Source organism: Bacillus cereus group sp. MS39 (assembly GCF_040448665.1).
Taxonomy (GTDB): Bacteria; Bacillota; Bacilli; order Bacillales; family Bacillaceae_G; genus Bacillus_A; species Bacillus_A wiedmannii.
In genome coordinates, this window is sequence record NZ_CP123058.1 from 2,799,079 (window position 1) to 2,815,651 (window position 16,573).

Below are 16,573 nucleotides of genomic sequence, written 5' to 3' on the forward strand. Positions count from 1 at the left end.
AGCCCTGATCACTTATTTACACATTAAAAAATATAATTCGTACAACGGTAGCTTTACCAACTTCTGAATGGATTTCTACACTATGTCCTAATTGTTTCGTAATTTCATATACAAGATATAGCCCCATTCCAGTTGATTCTTTAAAATCTCTGCCATTTTCCCCTGTAAAGAAAGGTTTAAATACTCTAGGTAAATCTTGCTTCGGTATCCCTACGCCATAATCGGTGATTTCAAGTATAACGTTATTATCTTCCTTACAAGCTTTCACTTTAATCTTCTCTCGACTACCAGATGAATATTTAATCGCATTCGATAGTATTTGTCCAATTAAAAATTGTAGCCATTTTGCATCACTTTCTACAATAATGTCCTTATCAATTTTAAGCTCTGGATATACAAAATTCCGGATAAAAAAGCGTTTATGTTCATGTACAGAATCATTCACTATTTTATGTAGCTGTACTTTTTCGACATAAAAATCTTGTGTAAATGCTTCTAAACGTGCGACATACAAAGCCATCTCTAACCCTTTTTTCAATCTATCTGTTTCCTCATTTATACTTTCAAAACGTGGGTCGACTTCATCTTGTGTAATTAATTCTATTACAGATAAAGGTGTTTTCATTTGATGTATCCACTGATTCATAAAAGTTAAATGATCATTATTTTTTCTCTCTTGTATTTGCAGCTGGTTTTGATAATGTCGATATTGCACCTCAAGTAGCTCTTGAAGCATAGTAGATAAAACTGCAAAATCTGATTTTTGAACAGAATCATCCAAAGAATGCAACGGATTTGCTAATCTTTCATAGAAGGTACGATGAGTAAAGTAACGAAACACTAAATAACCTACCATAAAAAAGACACCTAAAAACATTGCATATAATGCCGTTGCAATATGATTATGCCCATCAAACCAATATACAAGAAATATGGCTAGTAACTGGATTACTGTAAAACAAATAAGTGGTATATGATCACGAATAAATAATTTTATCATTTCTCCATACCATTATCCCAAGTTATATGTAATCTATAACCGACACTACGAATCGTTTCAATTGCATCTTCAATCTGTAATGTTTTTAATTTTTTACGCACACGTGTTGTATTTACGCTTAAAGTATTATCATCAACATAAGATTCGCTATCCCATAATTTATTTAATAGCACTTCTCTACCCACAACACGCGGATAATTTTTCATTAACATCTCTAATAAAATAGCTTCATTTCTTGTTATATCAATCTCTTGATTCTTAAGCTTTAATACAAGCCTTTCGGGATATAAACAAAGACCTTGTTGCTCAACCATCCGTTCTTCTACTTTCGGTGCATAATCTCCGTAAGCACGCCTTAAATGACTACGAATTTTAGCCATTACAACTTCGTAATGGAATGGCTTTGAAATGAAATCATCGCCACCGTTTTCAAGCGCCATAACTTGATCCATCGTGCCTTCACGAGCCGAAATAAATAATATCGGACATGTAGAAACTCCGCGAATTTGACGACACCAATAGTACCCATCAAAACTTGGTAAATTAATATCTAATAAAACTAACTCTGGTTGTTCTTCTAAAAAAATGTTTAATACATTTTGAAAATCCGATACAATAATTCCTTCATACCCGTATTTCGCGACATGTGTTGATAATAGTTCTGCAATTTTCATATCGTCTTCTACAATCATAATTTTAACCATGTGTTTACTCCTTTTTCGATCCACAATCTTATATTCAATTATATAAAATAAATACTACCTGTTTTTATATCATCCGTAAATCAAAAAAAGGATACTTTTATACAACAGCATCCTTCTTCTATTATTCTTATTTAATATGAAATTTACTCAAATTAAAACCTAGCTTCTCCACATAGTCCATACCTAGTTCCATTCGTGCTGTTTTCAGTGGATCTACAACTTGGCAAACATTTAAATCGCCTGCAGCTGATAATAAAAGTGTTGCATCAGCTTTAGACATTTCTAATTCTTCATGTAAAAATGTCACCATATTACGTACAGCGCGATTCGCTGCATCATCTAACAATTTCTCTGAAGCAATCGTCATAAGTTTTTCTTTTTGGATCGCCATTGGGAGTGGCCATTTCTTTCCTTTTATATTTTGAATTGTTACAGTTACCTCACCAGCAACCTCTACTCCACTAACACCAATTTCACCATCACCCATCGCTGCGTGTAAATCACCTAATGCTAATAGAGCACCAGGAACATTTACAGGTAATAGTAATGTTGTCCCTTCTTTTATTTCTTTACAGTCCATATTCCCGCCGTGATCATGCGGTGTGCCACATGAAATACTCTCTTCTTTCGGCGCAGTACCAATAACACCGATCATTGGATTAATCGGGATTTGTAATTCATTTGAAAACAAAACATGTTCATTATGGATTGGGACCATTTTCACTGTGTTTTCGTTTAGCTCTTCACCCATTACACCAAGATTCGCCCCTGTAGTTAAAACACCTTGCTCAGCAATTTTAATTTTTTCAATCGTTACGACTAAAATATCACCAGGTTCTGCACCTTTAATATATACAGGTCCAGTCGCTGGATTAATTCGGTTCCAATCTAATTCTTGAAACGCAACATCTTCAGAATCAATTTGATTTTCAAAGCAATCATATGTTTCAAATATAAGACGACTCCCAATTTCTACTTCCATACATGGTTTATTTTCTGGTGACATTGCGTAAATGATATGTTCTTTATGGATTCGATACATATTATCTCTCCCCTTTATATTGGTCTACAATCACAAATTAGCTTTTTTCATAAAAGCTCCTTTTAATAATTAATGAATTTACATATAGAAAAGCACTTAGCTTATTTTCATACATACACTCTTTACTATAACAGGTAAAGAAAGGTGGTATCACTATGCCCCTTATTCCATATAACGAAAGCGATGTTGATTTACTAGCTCGTTTAATTCGTGCTGAAGCTGAAGGCGAAGGTCGACAAGGTGAACAACTTGTTGGCTGCGTAGTAGTAAACCGTGTATTTTGTGATTGCTTAGATTTTAAACAACTTCGATCTGTACGTGATGCAGTATATCAAAGCCCCGGTGGATTCGAAGCCGTACAATACGGATATTTTTATCAGCGTGCTCGTGAATCAGAAAAAGAAATTGCAAGAAAAGTTTTACAAGGAGAATGGCGCTGGCCTGCACGATGGGCCCTTTGGTATTTCCGTCCAGTTGGAGCTTGCCCACCTGAATGGTATAATCAGCCGTTTGTAGGACAGTTTAAAAGCCATTGTTTTTATGAACCACGTGGTGATGAATGTCCGAAAATGTATTCACGGTAGCAATATTTGAAACGCAAGTACCTAGCTGAGTACTTGCGTTCCCTTTATTTTTTAGAAATCTAATAATGTGATAAATTTTTCGATGCCTACTACATGTATTAATAACGGTATACGAGGGCCACTAGACTGATTTATAATGAGCCTATAAATTATAATAAATAATTGTTTTTGATTTTCTTTCATTATTTTTTTATTTTCATGATGGCAAATCGAATACAATTGTTCCATTAAGTTAGAATAATCTTTGTTAGAACGAAGTATGTTGCAAACTTCTACTAACCATTCTTTCTGTCTTTCATCTAATGTGTTGTAAAACTCTGTATTTCTCTCTTGATTTACCGCAATTAACTTTTCAGATTGAAAGTTTTTTATCCAATACTCTGCGCGGTTACATATCGCTATCATAGCATCTAATGTATAACCTCTATCTATATTTTCTAATGTATCTTGTAAAATAGATGCATCAAAATTTAATAGCGGTAACGTTCCTGCTACTTGATTAAATTTCGGATATTCTTTAAACCCGCTATCAACTCTAGAAAGTTTAATTGCATCAAGTAAATCTTCATTTTTGAGTGTTTTATTTTCATAACTACTTTTCAATCGCTCATATTCTGTATAATTGCGAATCACATCTTCATCAAGACCGATATGAAAAGCTGCGTTTGGTCTATATTTTGCAAACATAAACAGTATCACTTCTGGTAAATACAATTTTAACAACTCACTTGGTGTAATACTATTTCCTGAAGAACTAGACATTTTTTCATGATTGCCTTTAATTCCAATGAAATCATAAGCAACATAATGAGGAGCTTCACGATTGAATATTTTCATTGCAATTTCCTTTGATACATTATAACTACCCGTTTCCGAGGAATGATCTCTTCCGCCCGGTTCAAAAATAACATCCTCTATCATCCATCTCATCGGCCAATCGATTTTCCAATTCAGTTTCATTTTATTTGTATTTAATACCGATAATTCATTTTGATTTCCACATATACATTCATACCGTACTGTTTTTAATACTTCATCAAAATGTGTAATCGTTGTTTCATCTTTCTCGCATTTCTCACAATATAATGTAACCGGATAAAAACTCTCTCGCTCTTTTGCACTACACTCTCCAGTTTTAAAACTCATTAAAATATCATATATTTCTTTTCTTTTATACAAAGCCTCTAATATATTTTTGTTATACCTTCCGCTTCTATACTCAGCATGTTGATATATGAATTCCACCTCAACCCCAAATACTTGAAGCGATTTCTCAAACTCTTTTTCAAAATGCTCTGCATACGAATTATGACAACCATATGGATCTGGAATATCACAGTATGGCATACCAATATATTTTGCAAAAGATGGATCAATATTTTTAGGGACTTTTCTAAACCTGTCATAATCATCCCATGAAAATATAAAACGAGTCTTTTTCCCTAAATCTCGAAGGGCTCTTACAACGAAATAAGTCGTTATTATTTCGCGAAAGTTCCCGATATGAACAGAGCCAGATGGACTGATTCCAGATGCGCAAACAAAAGTTTCTTTGTTTGGATGTTTTCTTATTAATTCATGTGCTACTTCATACGCCCAATGCATATATTACTCACCTCATTTTTTTGTTTTCACACTTTCAGTTTTATACAATAAAAAAACTCCCACCCCCAAGATTATTCATCTTGAGGACGAGAGTTGTTAGCTTCGCGGTACCACCTCAGTTTGTCAATATGTCGCCATATTAACCTCTTCAGGTACGACAAAATATGCTTATACCCTATCTCTATAACGGGAGAACCCGTCGCACCATCCCTAAACAAATTAGTTCCTTGCGCAGCTCCAAGTCTTTTTTCGTTAAAATGTATACCGCTCTTTCTCAGCTACCAGAGCTCTCTGTACGTATCCTTTTTTAACTACTCTTCTCTTCCATGCCATTTTATATATTAGTTTTTTTATATGATAATTTACAACGCTTTTATTGTCAAACTTTTCCGGAAATAAAAGCTATCTAAATAAATGCTTTATCGCTTCTAATTGAATTTTATGGCTACATTCATCACAACAATATGTTCCCTTCGTTTTCTCTTTAAATCGTTTATATTTTTCACTACCTTCGTAAACACGAAATATATTTTTACAAGAAAAGCAAACAATTTCATAAAACATCATATGCATTTTCCTCTCCATGTTTATACATTTTTTTAATCACTTAAGAAAATCAGTTTTCCACAGTAAAAATCTTAATATCTCTGGCTAAAAGGTTTACCTATATTCTTATCGAATTATATAAATATCTTATAAAGCGAGGTGAAAATCTTGATCAGTAATATAGAATTAGTTTTAGATGCTTTAGCAAGTTTTGCTAAAGGACCTCGTTAGAATGAAAGTATTGGAGTTGAAATACAATGAATCGTATTAATTACATAAGACAAGAAGAAAAGAAATATCATGACCTTTGCTATGAACAATACAAACTATTTGAAACTGGCTCTTGGCTTTACAAACCGGTTAAAACAGTTATGGACTTAATGGAGTACTTTGAAGGACAAAATAACTTACAAGTACTTGATCTAGGCTCTGGCGTTGGAAGAAATAGCATTCCAATTGCACAAATAATAAAAAATAATAACGGCACTGTTACTTGTGTGGACTTACTGGATTCCGCTTTAACAAAATTACAAATTTATAGTAAAGAACATGATGTTTTTGAAGTTATAAAAACAGAACAAGCAGCAATTGAAAACTACTACATCCAACCTGATATTTTTGATTATATCGTTGCAATATCAAGTTTAGAGCATGTTCAATCAGAAGAAGATTTAAAAAACGTGCTCCATTCTATGAAAAAAGGTACAAAGACTGGTGGTATCAATTGTTTAATTATTAACTCGAACATACAAGAAATTGACTTACATACGAAAGAAGAATTAGATGCTTTAATTGAAATTAACCTTCCAACTGAACATATGATATATCTATTAAAAAGCATTTATAAGGAATGGCAAGAAATAAAAGTTGAAATAAAAGAAATAGCTTATAATATAGTCCGAAACGAAAGACACATTCAATTAAAAACAAATGCTATTACGTTTGTCGTTCAGAAATAATCGTATAATTAAGATGTGACTCTTTCTCTCAAATTCATTTTTATTGTACAAAATTTGTTACTTTATATATTTATTAATCAAAACACAAAAACCATGCTTCAGTATCATTAGAAACATGGTTTTTATTATTGATCATACTAAATTGCTTAGCTATTTAATGAATTCATTAACTGGAAGAAATGTTCAGGTTCATGTGTCTTATTTAATTCATACCATGAATGGAGTGTATCTGGCGCAAATACATCTAATTTTTTCAGTACCTCCACTGCAAATTCCAAAGGAGCTACTCCAGATGCAGTAATAAGATTTTCACCAGACGCTACAGATCCCATTTCATATAAATTTTCCCCTTTATATGTAGGACAAACCATTTTCATATAATCTAAACTATTACTTGTATGCTTTCTAGAATTTAAGTATCCGTAATTTGCAAGGCCTATTGTTGCACCACAAATTGCAGCCACAATAGTACCAATCTTTAAAGCTTCTTCAACTTTTTGCAATATGGGTTTATGTATGTTTTCAGTCCAAGTATTTCCTCCAGGTAAAATCAATAAATCATTACTCTCAAGTACACATTCATCTAGGGAAATATCTGGCTTTACGTTCAAGCCTCCCATTGAAATAACCCTTTCTTTATTTATTCCAACTGTAACTACTTTAAAAGGTGCTAAACCCTTTTTAAAATATCTACCTGTATTAAGTTCAGCAATTAAATGTCCGTATTCCCAATCGGACATCGTATGAAATACATATAAATAAGCTTTTCTAGTTTGCATTCAATAACACTCCATTCACAACTTAATCTAATCTTTTCTAAAAGATAATCTATTTATTATTTATAATTGCTTGTCGAGCTTTTTCTTTATCATCAAAATGAATAGTCAAATCCTTTAAAATTTGATACGTTTCATGCCCTTTCCCTGCAATCAAAACAATATCATTAGAAGATGCCATGTTTATTGCATGTTTTATAGCAAGTTCACGATCTACTTCAACTTTATAATTCAAATTATTATTCTGTGAAAATCCTTTTTCAATATCTTTCATTATTGCCTGCGGGTCTTCCGAACGTGGATTATCAGAAGTAATATAAACAAAATCGCTATAACTTCCAGCAATTTCACCCATTATAGGTCGTTTTTTTGCATCTCTATCCCCACCGCAGCCGAAAACAGTAATGATTTTACCTTTTGAAAACTCGCTAATTGTAGTAAGGACATTTTCTAACGCATCAGGCGTATGAGCATAGTCCACGATTACAAGGAAATCTTGATTTTCGTCTATGATTTCCATTCTACCTTCAATGCTCTTTAAATCAGATAAGCTGTCACTAATATTTGTAAGCGGAATACCTTCAACCAATGCAGCTGTTATTGCTGCTAATGCATTATATACATTAAAGTGGCCTACTAGATTTAGATTGATTTCTATTTCTCCATTAAAGGACGAAACTAAAAAACGAATACCTTTTGGGCTTAAAGTTATGTTCTTCGCTTGAACATCTGCTCCATTATGTATCCCATATGTAATAACCTCAGCTGAAGTAATTTTTTTAAAGTATTCTACCGATGGATCGTCTGCATTCAATATAGCAAAATTTTTATCTGTAATAGAAAAATCATTTCCTAATCTTGAAAATAGAAGGCCTTTTACATGCTTATATTCCTCAAATGTTCCATGGTAATCCAAATGATCTTGCGTTAAATTTGTAAAAATAGCGGTTTTAAAGTTACACCCTTTAACTCTTTCCATGTGTAAACCTTGTGAGGTAACTTCCATAACACAATAATCTGTATTATGATTTTTCATCGTTTGCAAATTCCGCTGAAGTATCGGTGGTTCTTGCGTATTAATATCAGTAGGATACCATTTCGAACCAACTTTCACTCCGTTATTCCCCATAAGCCCTGTTTGAAATCCATAATCAGTCAAAATCTTTTCAAGTAAATAGGAAGTAGTTGTTTTACCATTTGTTCCTGTAATTCCAATTAGCTTCATTTTATTAGATGGGTAACCATAGAAATGTGATGCAATAACTGCCATAGCATACCTAGCATCTTTAACAATTATTTTAGGTATTTCAATATTTATATCTCTTTCTACAATTAACGCCACCGCACCATTTTCCACTGCATCTTCAACAAATTGATGTCGATCTTCAAGAAAACCATCGATACCTGATACACATATAAATAAATTCCCACTAGTTATTTTTCTAGAATCCATTTCTAAACCCGTAATTTCTACATTCATATCTCCATTGGTATCTTTAATCAATAACAAATCCGCCAGCTCTTTTAGTTTCAAATCCCTCGCCCCCTTACAAATTCCCCTTACTTATTTTACCACTTTATATAAAATAGTGGTTTAAAATTCCATATTAGTCGGACGAAATTTAATCATCTTCAATAAACAAAAAAATAAAAGAGCACTTGTTTCCGCAAGTGCTCTTTTTGGGGATTTTGAGATATCCTATTAAAGAAAGTTAAGGTTACTTAAAGTTAATAGGTATTTCTATTATATGCTTGTCCTTTTTATTTGTGCATAATCCATATATAAGAATTTATATTAACACTAAATAATTTTATTAATTACTGTTTTAGAATAAAGGTTATTCAACTCATTGCAAATAGCCTAAAAAAGATAAGCCAAAACTATTATTAAAATATAAGTTTAATATCATACATTACTTGTTCAGCTACATTATCAGCTAATTGATTAACAAATTGATAAAACAAATACTAAATTTATTTTAAACCTAAAATCGGTAAGATTGTGTAATTAATCCTATATCCTTCAAACCCTGATGGCTTCACATCGTATTCCCACTTATGGAAGCATTCTGTTAACATGTATCCTACTTTTCCTTTATTCTCGTCTGTATTATGATTAATATAGCCGCATTGTTGGTGCGAGGTAATGATATCCTCAGAAATTTTCTCCACATTCTTAAAACGGCTAAGATCAGGCGTCACATCTATCCAACTTTGATTTGTTACTTTATCATAACGAGCTTTTAAACGATAAATAATCCAACCATTTGGTTGTTTGAGTACACTATTCTCTAAAGAGGCCTTATCTGAATAGTAAGTAACTACATCAATCTCAACTTCTTCTTTGTTTTTCATATCTTCCATGAATTGTACAACTTCACTATAATCTGTTTCTTTTAGTTCTTCCTCAAAAACACCAAGTGATACTAAAATTAGTATGAACGCTGTAATTGAAAATAAGGTAATGATTATCTGTTTTCTTGTCATGTAGTTCCCCCTAATTATATTAAACACTACACATGATATGGCTTTGAATATATTCACTCTAGTGGTCTAACGTTTTTCCTCCATTTTAAATTTCACCAAAATTAACCACATTATTGTTTCTAGAAATACTAAATGAAAATCATATTTTCAACATGGTTAAACTTCATTTTAAACAGACAACAGATAAGGTATACCTCGCCCGTTATGATATGACTACCTACTAATCTTTTTCTTTTGTACAAGCAATTAATAGCCGTAATTTTCACAAAACATTTTGACGTATTACTTATTCCAATATAAAATTATATGCAAACAATCAAAATTAACCTAAAATATATAAAGGGTATACCATACTAACAGTTAAATGCTTAGATTTGTCCTTTGCCATAATTAACAAGGGTAGAGTAACATGAAAATAGAGAACGAGTACCGTTACTAATCACATGCAGGTTCTTTGAAAATTACATTTTCATACTATAAACATAAATAAAAGGGGTACATACGAAATGAACGGTTTAATGGAAAATAATTTAAGAACTTTGTTCCTTCTCTTTGTAAGTATAATTGTACTAGTATTTCAAACTATTATTTTTGTAAGAATAGTAAGAAACTGGTTCAAAACCAAAAATATAGATAAATTAAAAGAAGATAAACAGTATATTAAAAAGCTAACTATAGTATACATAGCAATTATGGTAATAGGCGCTATTACAAACTTACCTTTATTCGGATTTATATTGTTAGGCTTTATGTCTAATACTATTATATTAATGTCTTTAAAGATAGAATTGTCTAATACAAAATCAAGTCAGTTGAAAACTGTGAAGAACTCAAAGCTCATGTTATGGTTTGTAATGAACACTATACACTTAATACTTTTCTTTGTTGAGGGGATAAAACTCATTAAAAGTATTTAAGGCGATACTTTGAGATAACGATACGACTTCTTAGGCATCACTTAATTGCATAAAATTGACAATTTTATAGAAGCGATCGTATCTTTTAAAAGAAACAGTCGCTTCTATAAACATATATGTATTAAGATTTATATTTTTTTACTGTACAAGGAATAGTTACGATATACAAATCTATAACATAGATTGTAACCCAAATCCTTTTTTTGTTTAGTTGAGATAAATGCTCTGAAACTTTTCTTTTCCCCCACCTTCTAGGAAAGCATTTTTTCTCCTTTTCTTCTTTTTCTGACATTAAAACTCCACAAAAAATATCAAACACATTTTATTTCTAATTTTATCACTGTATTTCCCCATATTTTAAGCGCTATCTAATCTTGCTTCTCTAGATTTATCTCTATTAAGACTTCTAGTTCATTTATAATTCCTAGTATGTTTGCTTTTATTATTTATGCAGAATATACAATCAATATATACTAATTTTTCACAGGTCTTTTCTACATTTTATCATTAAGAAATTAATTGAAGGTTTATTTTCTACATTCTTATTTGGTTCGTCAATTTCCGAAACTTGTACTAATCCATACTTATTAAAATCTTGTTTTATAGATTCAGAATTATAGAAGAACATTTTTACGCCTTCCATTATCTCATAATAGTCTTTATCCAACTGGTTTCCTTTTCCATACATAGGAGCTTTTTTAGAAACTGTTGTGAAAACCATATATCCACCTGGTTTTAACTGATTATAACAATCTTTAATAAAATTCTCTCTTTCCTGCTCATTCAGCAAATGAAGAAGTGCATGACTAAATATCCCATCATACAGTTTATTATCAAAAGGCATTTCGTTTACCGAACCGTGATACATACTAACATCTTCTAGTCCGTTTTCTCTTGCTAAATCAATTGCAGTTTTTGAAATTTCAATACCAGTTACATTTATACCATTTTCGATAAATACCTTTGCGTTTCTACCATATCCAATACCCGGAACTAGTATGTCTTTAACGTTCTTTTCTAGAAAAAAATCTTTTGTCAAAATTGCAGATTCTGTAGGTTCAAAACCCCACATCGTTTGTTTCTCAATAAAGCTTGATTCCCAAAACTCCATTTTATTTTTATCTCCTTATTCTTATCTCATGTATAACATCACATGAAAGACCTATTAATTTTAACGCCGCTTTTTTCCCCACAGTCACTATAGGTCCATTGAATATAGCATATTAATAAGCCTATATCTAATTTAAAGATTGGCTGAATATCTATTCTAAATATTAACCAGTACGTTTAGAGAAAATATAAAAAAGCCAATACTTCCGTGTAGTATTAGCTTATCTAAAGAGAAATTATTTTTTTATTTTTTGCTGACCTAATATTTTTTCTAACATTTCTAAAGTTATCGGTTGAGCTTTCTCTATTAATTGATAACCAATACGCCCATTCGGTTCGGCCGTAACTTGCTGTAAACTCATTAAATCATGAATTCCTTTTTCTCTTAATTGCATATATAGTTGTTGTTCCGACATTTTTGCCTTCAGCAAATTCTCTTTTACAATTTCTCCGTTTTCAACAATTACAATGCTACTGCCATTTAGAAATCGCTCCACCTTCTTTGATTTCAATTCAAAAAAATGAATGATAAGAAGTATGCTTGCAAATATTACAGCTGCAAATATAGATGGGACTACTTTCCTACTTAATACAGGCTCTACAATAATACGTCCAATTGAAACTACTATAATTATTTCAGCTCTCGTCATTTGGCTAACAGAATTACTACCTGTCATTTTTAATGCAATCATTCCAGTAAGAATTAAAATAATACTTTCCCAAATTATATTCATAATTGCCCAATCCTTTAATGGTGAATGTTACTAGCATTCCCATTTCATATAGCATTCTAAATGCATTTTAATTAAACTTTTTTGTAAAAATCAAACTTACATATACTGAAAAATAATCTATTTTGATCAATCTTTTTTCAATAAGGGTTTGATGATCCATCTTCCATTGTCAAAAAAATAAAAAGCACCCACATGGATGCATAGATTAAACTTATTCATTATTACTCTCTCCACTTTTATCATCAACTGATTTGGAGTCTAACATGCTGCCTATATCAGGCGGTAAAGCTACTGGTTGATTATCTTCATTAAACCATTGTTTCTTAAATTTACTCAATTCTTCATTTTTCTTATTTTCATCCATATTACCCCGCCTTTTATGTACATGATATTAAACACTTTACTTAATATGTACATTGAGAAAGATAATATACAATTTGTACATAATGAAAGAGCAACAACCCTTCTCTGTTTACGCAACCCGTTGTACCCAATAAAAATCCCCGTACATGCTACTCCTCATTTTGTTATCATATTAGTGACGAAATATATGTGAGCTACGTGACAAGTACGTGGTCATTTTATTCATATGAGACAAATACTTTTAAAGGAGTAATTATCCGCTCACTTAATTCCTCAAAACATTTTTCAAGAGCATTATAGTGAATTTCATGTTGAAAAATCTCTTCTATCCATGGCGTCTGTTCTATTTGATTAAAAAACCAATCTGCATGTTTTTGATAATCATATCCGTCACTTGAACCAATGATTTGCAATTCTTTTCGATAAAAGTCAGCGGTTAATGTTAGGTCTTCTATATTACCATCAGAAAGAATACATATTTCTCCATTACTATTAATAGCCTTTTGTAATGTGTGAAACCCACTATTTGTAGCAGAACATTCGAAACCGTAATTATATGTTTCTATTATTTGTTCTTCTGATTCATATATGTTTTTCGCACCAAATTTCTTTGCAAAATCTCTTCTATTTTTATTAGGTTCAACAACATCTACATGCTTAACACCTACATAGTATTTTAAAAAATAACAAGCGAGTAAACCAATAACTCCCATTCCAGTTATAAGTACTTTTTCATCCTGTCGCAGATTTAGTTTTAATACTCCTTTAGCAGCATCACACGAAAGAATAGATAATAAAGCAACTTTAGGTGTTATATAACTAGGCACTCGAATTACTTTATCCCCCTTAACTATTCCTATCGTTTCATGTCCATAAAAAGAAACTACTCTATCACCTACGTTTAAATTTGTTACTTTATTACCAACTTGAATAACTTCCCCATAACTTTCATAACCAGTTTTTCTTGGATAGATAGGATTTGTATCTGTAACATCCGATTCTTTATACTGTGGTAACTCTGCTCCAATACTTATTGCACCTGCAATTGTTTTAACGATAATTTCATCATCCTGTATAGACTTAATTTCGCGCGTTTCCCACTTAAGCCGTTTTGGTCCCTTTAAAACTAATTTATTTTGTTCCATTTATAACCCTCACATTTTATAAAAATATATTCTCACAAAATTTCAAACAATGTATAATAGATTCAACTAAAATTTAAGCTATAACGTTGGCTAGCACCCAACAGTGATAATATGATAATTGAATTTGATGGATATAGAATAAATGAGTATGTTATTGGCCTTACTTGTTCTCTTGACGAGTTAACACTAATGTATTTAAATGTCAAAAACAAACAGATATCTAATGAGGACCTTCTAAACTTATTTTGTGTACGTTATCATTATGAAAAAATTCCAAAGTTACTACAAGATAACTTCATGAGCGATGTCGTCATTGATTTAGATACAGGCTATATTTATATCCCTAATAGATAACAGTAAACTAGATTGATTGAATAGAAATTACGATTCAGCTAAGAATTTAATAAAATAAGTAATTGTCCAAATTACTGTCGCAAATTGAGTGACAAAATACATTGTCCATTCAAAACCAGTCAATTTTCTCTCTTGTCTTACCTTTTTTAAATATCTGTAAAATATAAATGTACATAAAAACATTAGTAACAACGATAATTGTTGTAAATCATCGACTAAACGTACTGCCATAGACTCCATCACCCTCCTATTCAAAATAAATGCTACACTTTAAGGTTATCATTTATTGGTAGTTTATTTCCATTTAAATTACTTATGTCCTAAATAAAAAGAGCACTCAGCTATTGAGTGCTCTAAAAAATATTAATTTTAAACTTATTCCTTGAAATGATTTCATGTAATTTCTCTTACCTTTTATAACTCAGTTCTATCACTTCCGGTATATGCTTGCTATCATATTTCCTCGTATAGATTTCACCATCTGGAGTAACAAATTGTAATACAACCTCACCACAAACACCATGTGGTATTTCAAATTCACCTTGTGCATTTGAAATGCTGCGTTCCTTACTTTCAATAGAATCTTCATAAATTTTCACATTAGATATAGGTTCGTTATTTTGATCTACGATAATACCTCTTGAATACTTACCAACCGCAATGCATTGATCATCTTTTTTATAATATTTAGTCACAACGATAGTTCCAATTATTATAGCGATACACACAAACAAGAGAATTATTTTGCGTCTCACAACAAACCTCCTAATTCAAATTATTCTTTTCTAAACTGAAAATTCAACTGTCCTGATTGTTTGATTTCCTCAATTACTTTACGAATACCTTCTTCAATTTTATCTTCTTTTACATTCGATACGTTTAACTTTAGCAACTTTTCTTTATGAAAATCATTTAAATAATTTCTATCAACTGAATCGATACTTATTTGATTTTCTCTTAATGTTTTTATGAAAGTTTCTATAGCTATGTTTTTTTGTATTTCTAAACAAGTGTGTATTCCCAATGTGTTTTGTCTATTATATGCAAATAATGATGGATTTTCATTTTGCACTTTTTTTAATGTTTCCGCTAATTTTATTGATCTATTATAGTAGGAAGATTTAATTTTATTTTTATGACGTTCAAACATACCACTCTTTATATAAATTTCTAAAGCCGCCTGAGAAATCATCGGACTATCAATATCTAATATCTTTTTATATGTATGGAAATCATTTGCGATGGATGGCGGAATGACCGCAACTCCAACCCGTAAACCTGGAAAAATAATCTTAGAGTAACTTTTCAAATATATTACATGATTACAATTATCCAAGTTATATAACGGATCTGTTTTTGAATCTGTTTCTAAATCTGCTAAATAATCATCTTCCACTATAAATACATTATATTTCTTAGCCAATAACACGATCTTTTCTTTCTCGTCTTTTGAATAAGAAGTTCCAAGCGGATGATGATATCTTGGTATTGTATAAAAGAATTTTATTTTACCTGTTCGAAAAATACGTTCCAATTCATTTAAGTCAATACCTTCATTTGTACGTTTAATACCGATTACAGGAATTTTATTTATTTCTAGATACTCAATATATAGATGATATGTTGGCTGTTCAATTAATATCGTTTCATTCTCATTTGGAAATGGTATAGAAGTTAGTATAGCTAGCGCTTGTTGTACACCTGACGTTATAAAAATATTTTCTTCTTTAGTGAAGACTTGATAATTTGCTAGTTGTTTTTGAATGACCGGAATTAAAGACGGTAAACCTTTCGGCGTTCCATATACGAACAAGTCATTTTTATATGTATCAATGGCTTTATTAATACAATGTTGAAAATCTAAATATGGAAAAACATCTGGATCTGGTGCTGAAGAGGCAAAGTCAATTATCTCGTTACTTTCAATGGTACTCCCTGATTTTTTAACAACGTAGTATCCACTCTGAGGCACGGAATAAATAATATGACGCTTTTCTAATTCGTGAAGTGCACGTATAACTGTTGCCTTATTACATTTATATTGCATAACGAGTGACCGTATAGACGGTAATTTCTTTCCTTCTTTTATCTCTCCATATTGAATCATATTTTCTAAATCATTTAAAACATGTAAATACTTATACATTATGACACCTCTTACGCTTATTTTGTACCGGTACAGTTTGTATTTATTCACATTGTAGCACTAGATCAGAAAGATTAATATGTACGTATACTGGCCAGTAA

General features: G+C 31.3%; 19 protein-coding genes and 1 other annotated feature. Of the genes, 4 read left to right on the forward strand and 15 right to left on the reverse strand.

The features are described 5' to 3' along the window. Nucleotides 1-16: 16 nt before the first annotated feature. From QEP67_RS14825 to QEP67_RS14835, 3 genes are all read right to left on the reverse strand, one after another. The gene (locus QEP67_RS14825; RefSeq protein WP_000593188.1) at nt 17-1,000 is read right to left on the reverse strand and encodes a sensor histidine kinase; all 984 of its coding nucleotides are present in this window, start codon (nt 998-1,000) and stop codon (nt 17-19) included. Continuing rightward, nucleotides 997-1,704, reverse strand: a complete 708-nt coding sequence (locus QEP67_RS14830; protein ID WP_000238984.1) for a response regulator transcription factor — start codon at nt 1,702-1,704, stop codon at nt 997-999. Before QEP67_RS14830 ends, QEP67_RS14825 begins: the two co-directional genes overlap by 4 nt. A 127-nt stretch (nt 1,705-1,831) precedes the next feature. After that, nucleotides 1,832-2,746 carry an acetamidase/formamidase family protein gene (locus QEP67_RS14835; protein WP_048566354.1) on the reverse strand — a complete coding sequence of 305 codons (915 nt, stop codon included), beginning with the start codon at nt 2,744-2,746 and terminating at the stop codon, nt 1,832-1,834. Between the two features lie 155 nt (nt 2,747-2,901). Between QEP67_RS14835 and QEP67_RS14840 the strand changes: the two genes are divergently transcribed. Continuing rightward, nucleotides 2,902-3,330, forward strand: coding sequence for a cell wall hydrolase (locus tag QEP67_RS14840; protein WP_001128410.1), 429 nt, complete (start codon nt 2,902-2,904; stop codon nt 3,328-3,330). Nucleotides 3,331-3,381: 51 nt separating this feature from the next. Here the strand turns inward: QEP67_RS14840 and lysS are convergent, their stop codons facing one another. Further along, nucleotides 3,382-4,935 carry a lysine--tRNA ligase gene (lysS, locus tag QEP67_RS14845; RefSeq protein WP_048566355.1) on the reverse strand — a complete coding sequence of 518 codons (1,554 nt, stop codon included), beginning with the start codon at nt 4,933-4,935 and terminating at the stop codon, nt 3,382-3,384. 79 nt (nt 4,936-5,014) lie between these two features. Beyond that, nucleotides 5,015-5,271, reverse strand: a binding site (T-box leader). Nucleotides 5,272-5,337: 66 nt separating this feature from the next. Next, entirely contained in the window at nt 5,338-5,508 is a 171-nt protein-coding gene (locus tag QEP67_RS14850) for a DUF2197 domain-containing protein (RefSeq protein WP_016134570.1), read from the reverse strand. A gap of 230 nt (nt 5,509-5,738) precedes the next feature. On the opposite strand from QEP67_RS14850, the gene QEP67_RS14855 reads away from it, so the two are divergent. Next, the gene (locus tag QEP67_RS14855; RefSeq protein ID WP_001079955.1) at nt 5,739-6,440 is read left to right on the forward strand and encodes a class I SAM-dependent methyltransferase; all 702 of its coding nucleotides are present in this window, start codon (nt 5,739-5,741) and stop codon (nt 6,438-6,440) included. 146 nt (nt 6,441-6,586) lie between these two features. Here QEP67_RS14855 and QEP67_RS14860 read toward each other — a convergent pair whose 3' ends face one another. From QEP67_RS14860 to QEP67_RS14870, 3 genes are all read right to left on the reverse strand, one after another. Beyond that, on the reverse strand, nt 6,587-7,219 hold the full coding sequence (locus tag QEP67_RS14860; protein ID WP_001194783.1) for a type 1 glutamine amidotransferase family protein: 633 nt from the start codon (nt 7,217-7,219) through the stop codon (nt 6,587-6,589). Between the two features lie 49 nt (nt 7,220-7,268). Next, the gene (locus tag QEP67_RS14865) at nt 7,269-8,750 is read right to left on the reverse strand and encodes a UDP-N-acetylmuramoyl-L-alanyl-D-glutamate--2,6-diaminopimelate ligase (RefSeq protein ID WP_048566356.1); all 1,482 of its coding nucleotides are present in this window, start codon (nt 8,748-8,750) and stop codon (nt 7,269-7,271) included. 440 nt (nt 8,751-9,190) lie between these two features. Continuing rightward, nucleotides 9,191-9,703: a hypothetical protein gene (locus tag QEP67_RS14870; protein WP_016134567.1), complete on the reverse strand. Its 513-nt coding sequence runs from the start codon at nt 9,701-9,703 to the stop codon at nt 9,191-9,193. A gap of 506 nt (nt 9,704-10,209) precedes the next feature. Here QEP67_RS14870 and QEP67_RS14875 point away from each other — a divergent pair. Beyond that, complete coding sequence (locus QEP67_RS14875) at nt 10,210-10,620, forward strand: hypothetical protein (protein WP_001013789.1); 411 nt, start codon at nt 10,210-10,212, stop codon at nt 10,618-10,620. 481 nt (nt 10,621-11,101) lie between these two features. On the opposite strand, the gene QEP67_RS14880 is transcribed toward QEP67_RS14875, so the two are convergent. The 4 genes from QEP67_RS14880 to QEP67_RS14895 form a co-directional block, all read right to left on the reverse strand. Beyond that, a complete protein-coding gene (locus tag QEP67_RS14880; RefSeq protein WP_000397602.1) occupies nt 11,102-11,731 on the reverse strand; it encodes a class I SAM-dependent methyltransferase in 630 nt (209 codons plus the stop codon). Nucleotides 11,732-11,966: 235 nt separating this feature from the next. Then, nucleotides 11,967-12,464: a YetF domain-containing protein gene (locus QEP67_RS14885; RefSeq protein ID WP_001021695.1), complete on the reverse strand. Its 498-nt coding sequence runs from the start codon at nt 12,462-12,464 to the stop codon at nt 11,967-11,969. 211 nt (nt 12,465-12,675) lie between these two features. Then, on the reverse strand, nt 12,676-12,828 hold the full coding sequence (locus tag QEP67_RS14890) for a hypothetical protein (protein ID WP_000344139.1): 153 nt from the start codon (nt 12,826-12,828) through the stop codon (nt 12,676-12,678). 217 nt (nt 12,829-13,045) lie between these two features. Continuing rightward, nucleotides 13,046-13,972, reverse strand: a complete 927-nt coding sequence (locus QEP67_RS14895; RefSeq protein ID WP_000437352.1) for a zinc-binding dehydrogenase — start codon at nt 13,970-13,972, stop codon at nt 13,046-13,048. A 111-nt stretch (nt 13,973-14,083) separates the two neighbouring features. On the opposite strand from QEP67_RS14895, the gene QEP67_RS14900 reads away from it, so the two are divergent. Next, nucleotides 14,084-14,326: a hypothetical protein gene (locus QEP67_RS14900; protein WP_046955964.1), complete on the forward strand. Its 243-nt coding sequence runs from the start codon at nt 14,084-14,086 to the stop codon at nt 14,324-14,326. 27 nt (nt 14,327-14,353) lie between these two features. On the opposite strand, the gene QEP67_RS14905 is transcribed toward QEP67_RS14900, so the two are convergent. The 3 genes from QEP67_RS14905 to QEP67_RS14915 all read right to left on the reverse strand — a co-directional run bounded on the left by QEP67_RS14905 (nt 14,354) and on the right by QEP67_RS14915 (nt 16,472). Further along, on the reverse strand, nt 14,354-14,557 hold the full coding sequence (locus tag QEP67_RS14905) for a hypothetical protein (RefSeq protein WP_000290978.1): 204 nt from the start codon (nt 14,555-14,557) through the stop codon (nt 14,354-14,356). 176 nt (nt 14,558-14,733) lie between these two features. Beyond that, nucleotides 14,734-15,081, reverse strand: a complete 348-nt coding sequence (locus tag QEP67_RS14910; RefSeq protein ID WP_001253113.1) for a hypothetical protein — start codon at nt 15,079-15,081, stop codon at nt 14,734-14,736. 20 nt (nt 15,082-15,101) lie between these two features. Then, nucleotides 15,102-16,472, reverse strand: coding sequence for a PLP-dependent aminotransferase family protein (locus tag QEP67_RS14915; protein WP_000280139.1), 1,371 nt, complete (start codon nt 16,470-16,472; stop codon nt 15,102-15,104). Nucleotides 16,473-16,573 lie beyond the last annotated feature (101 nt).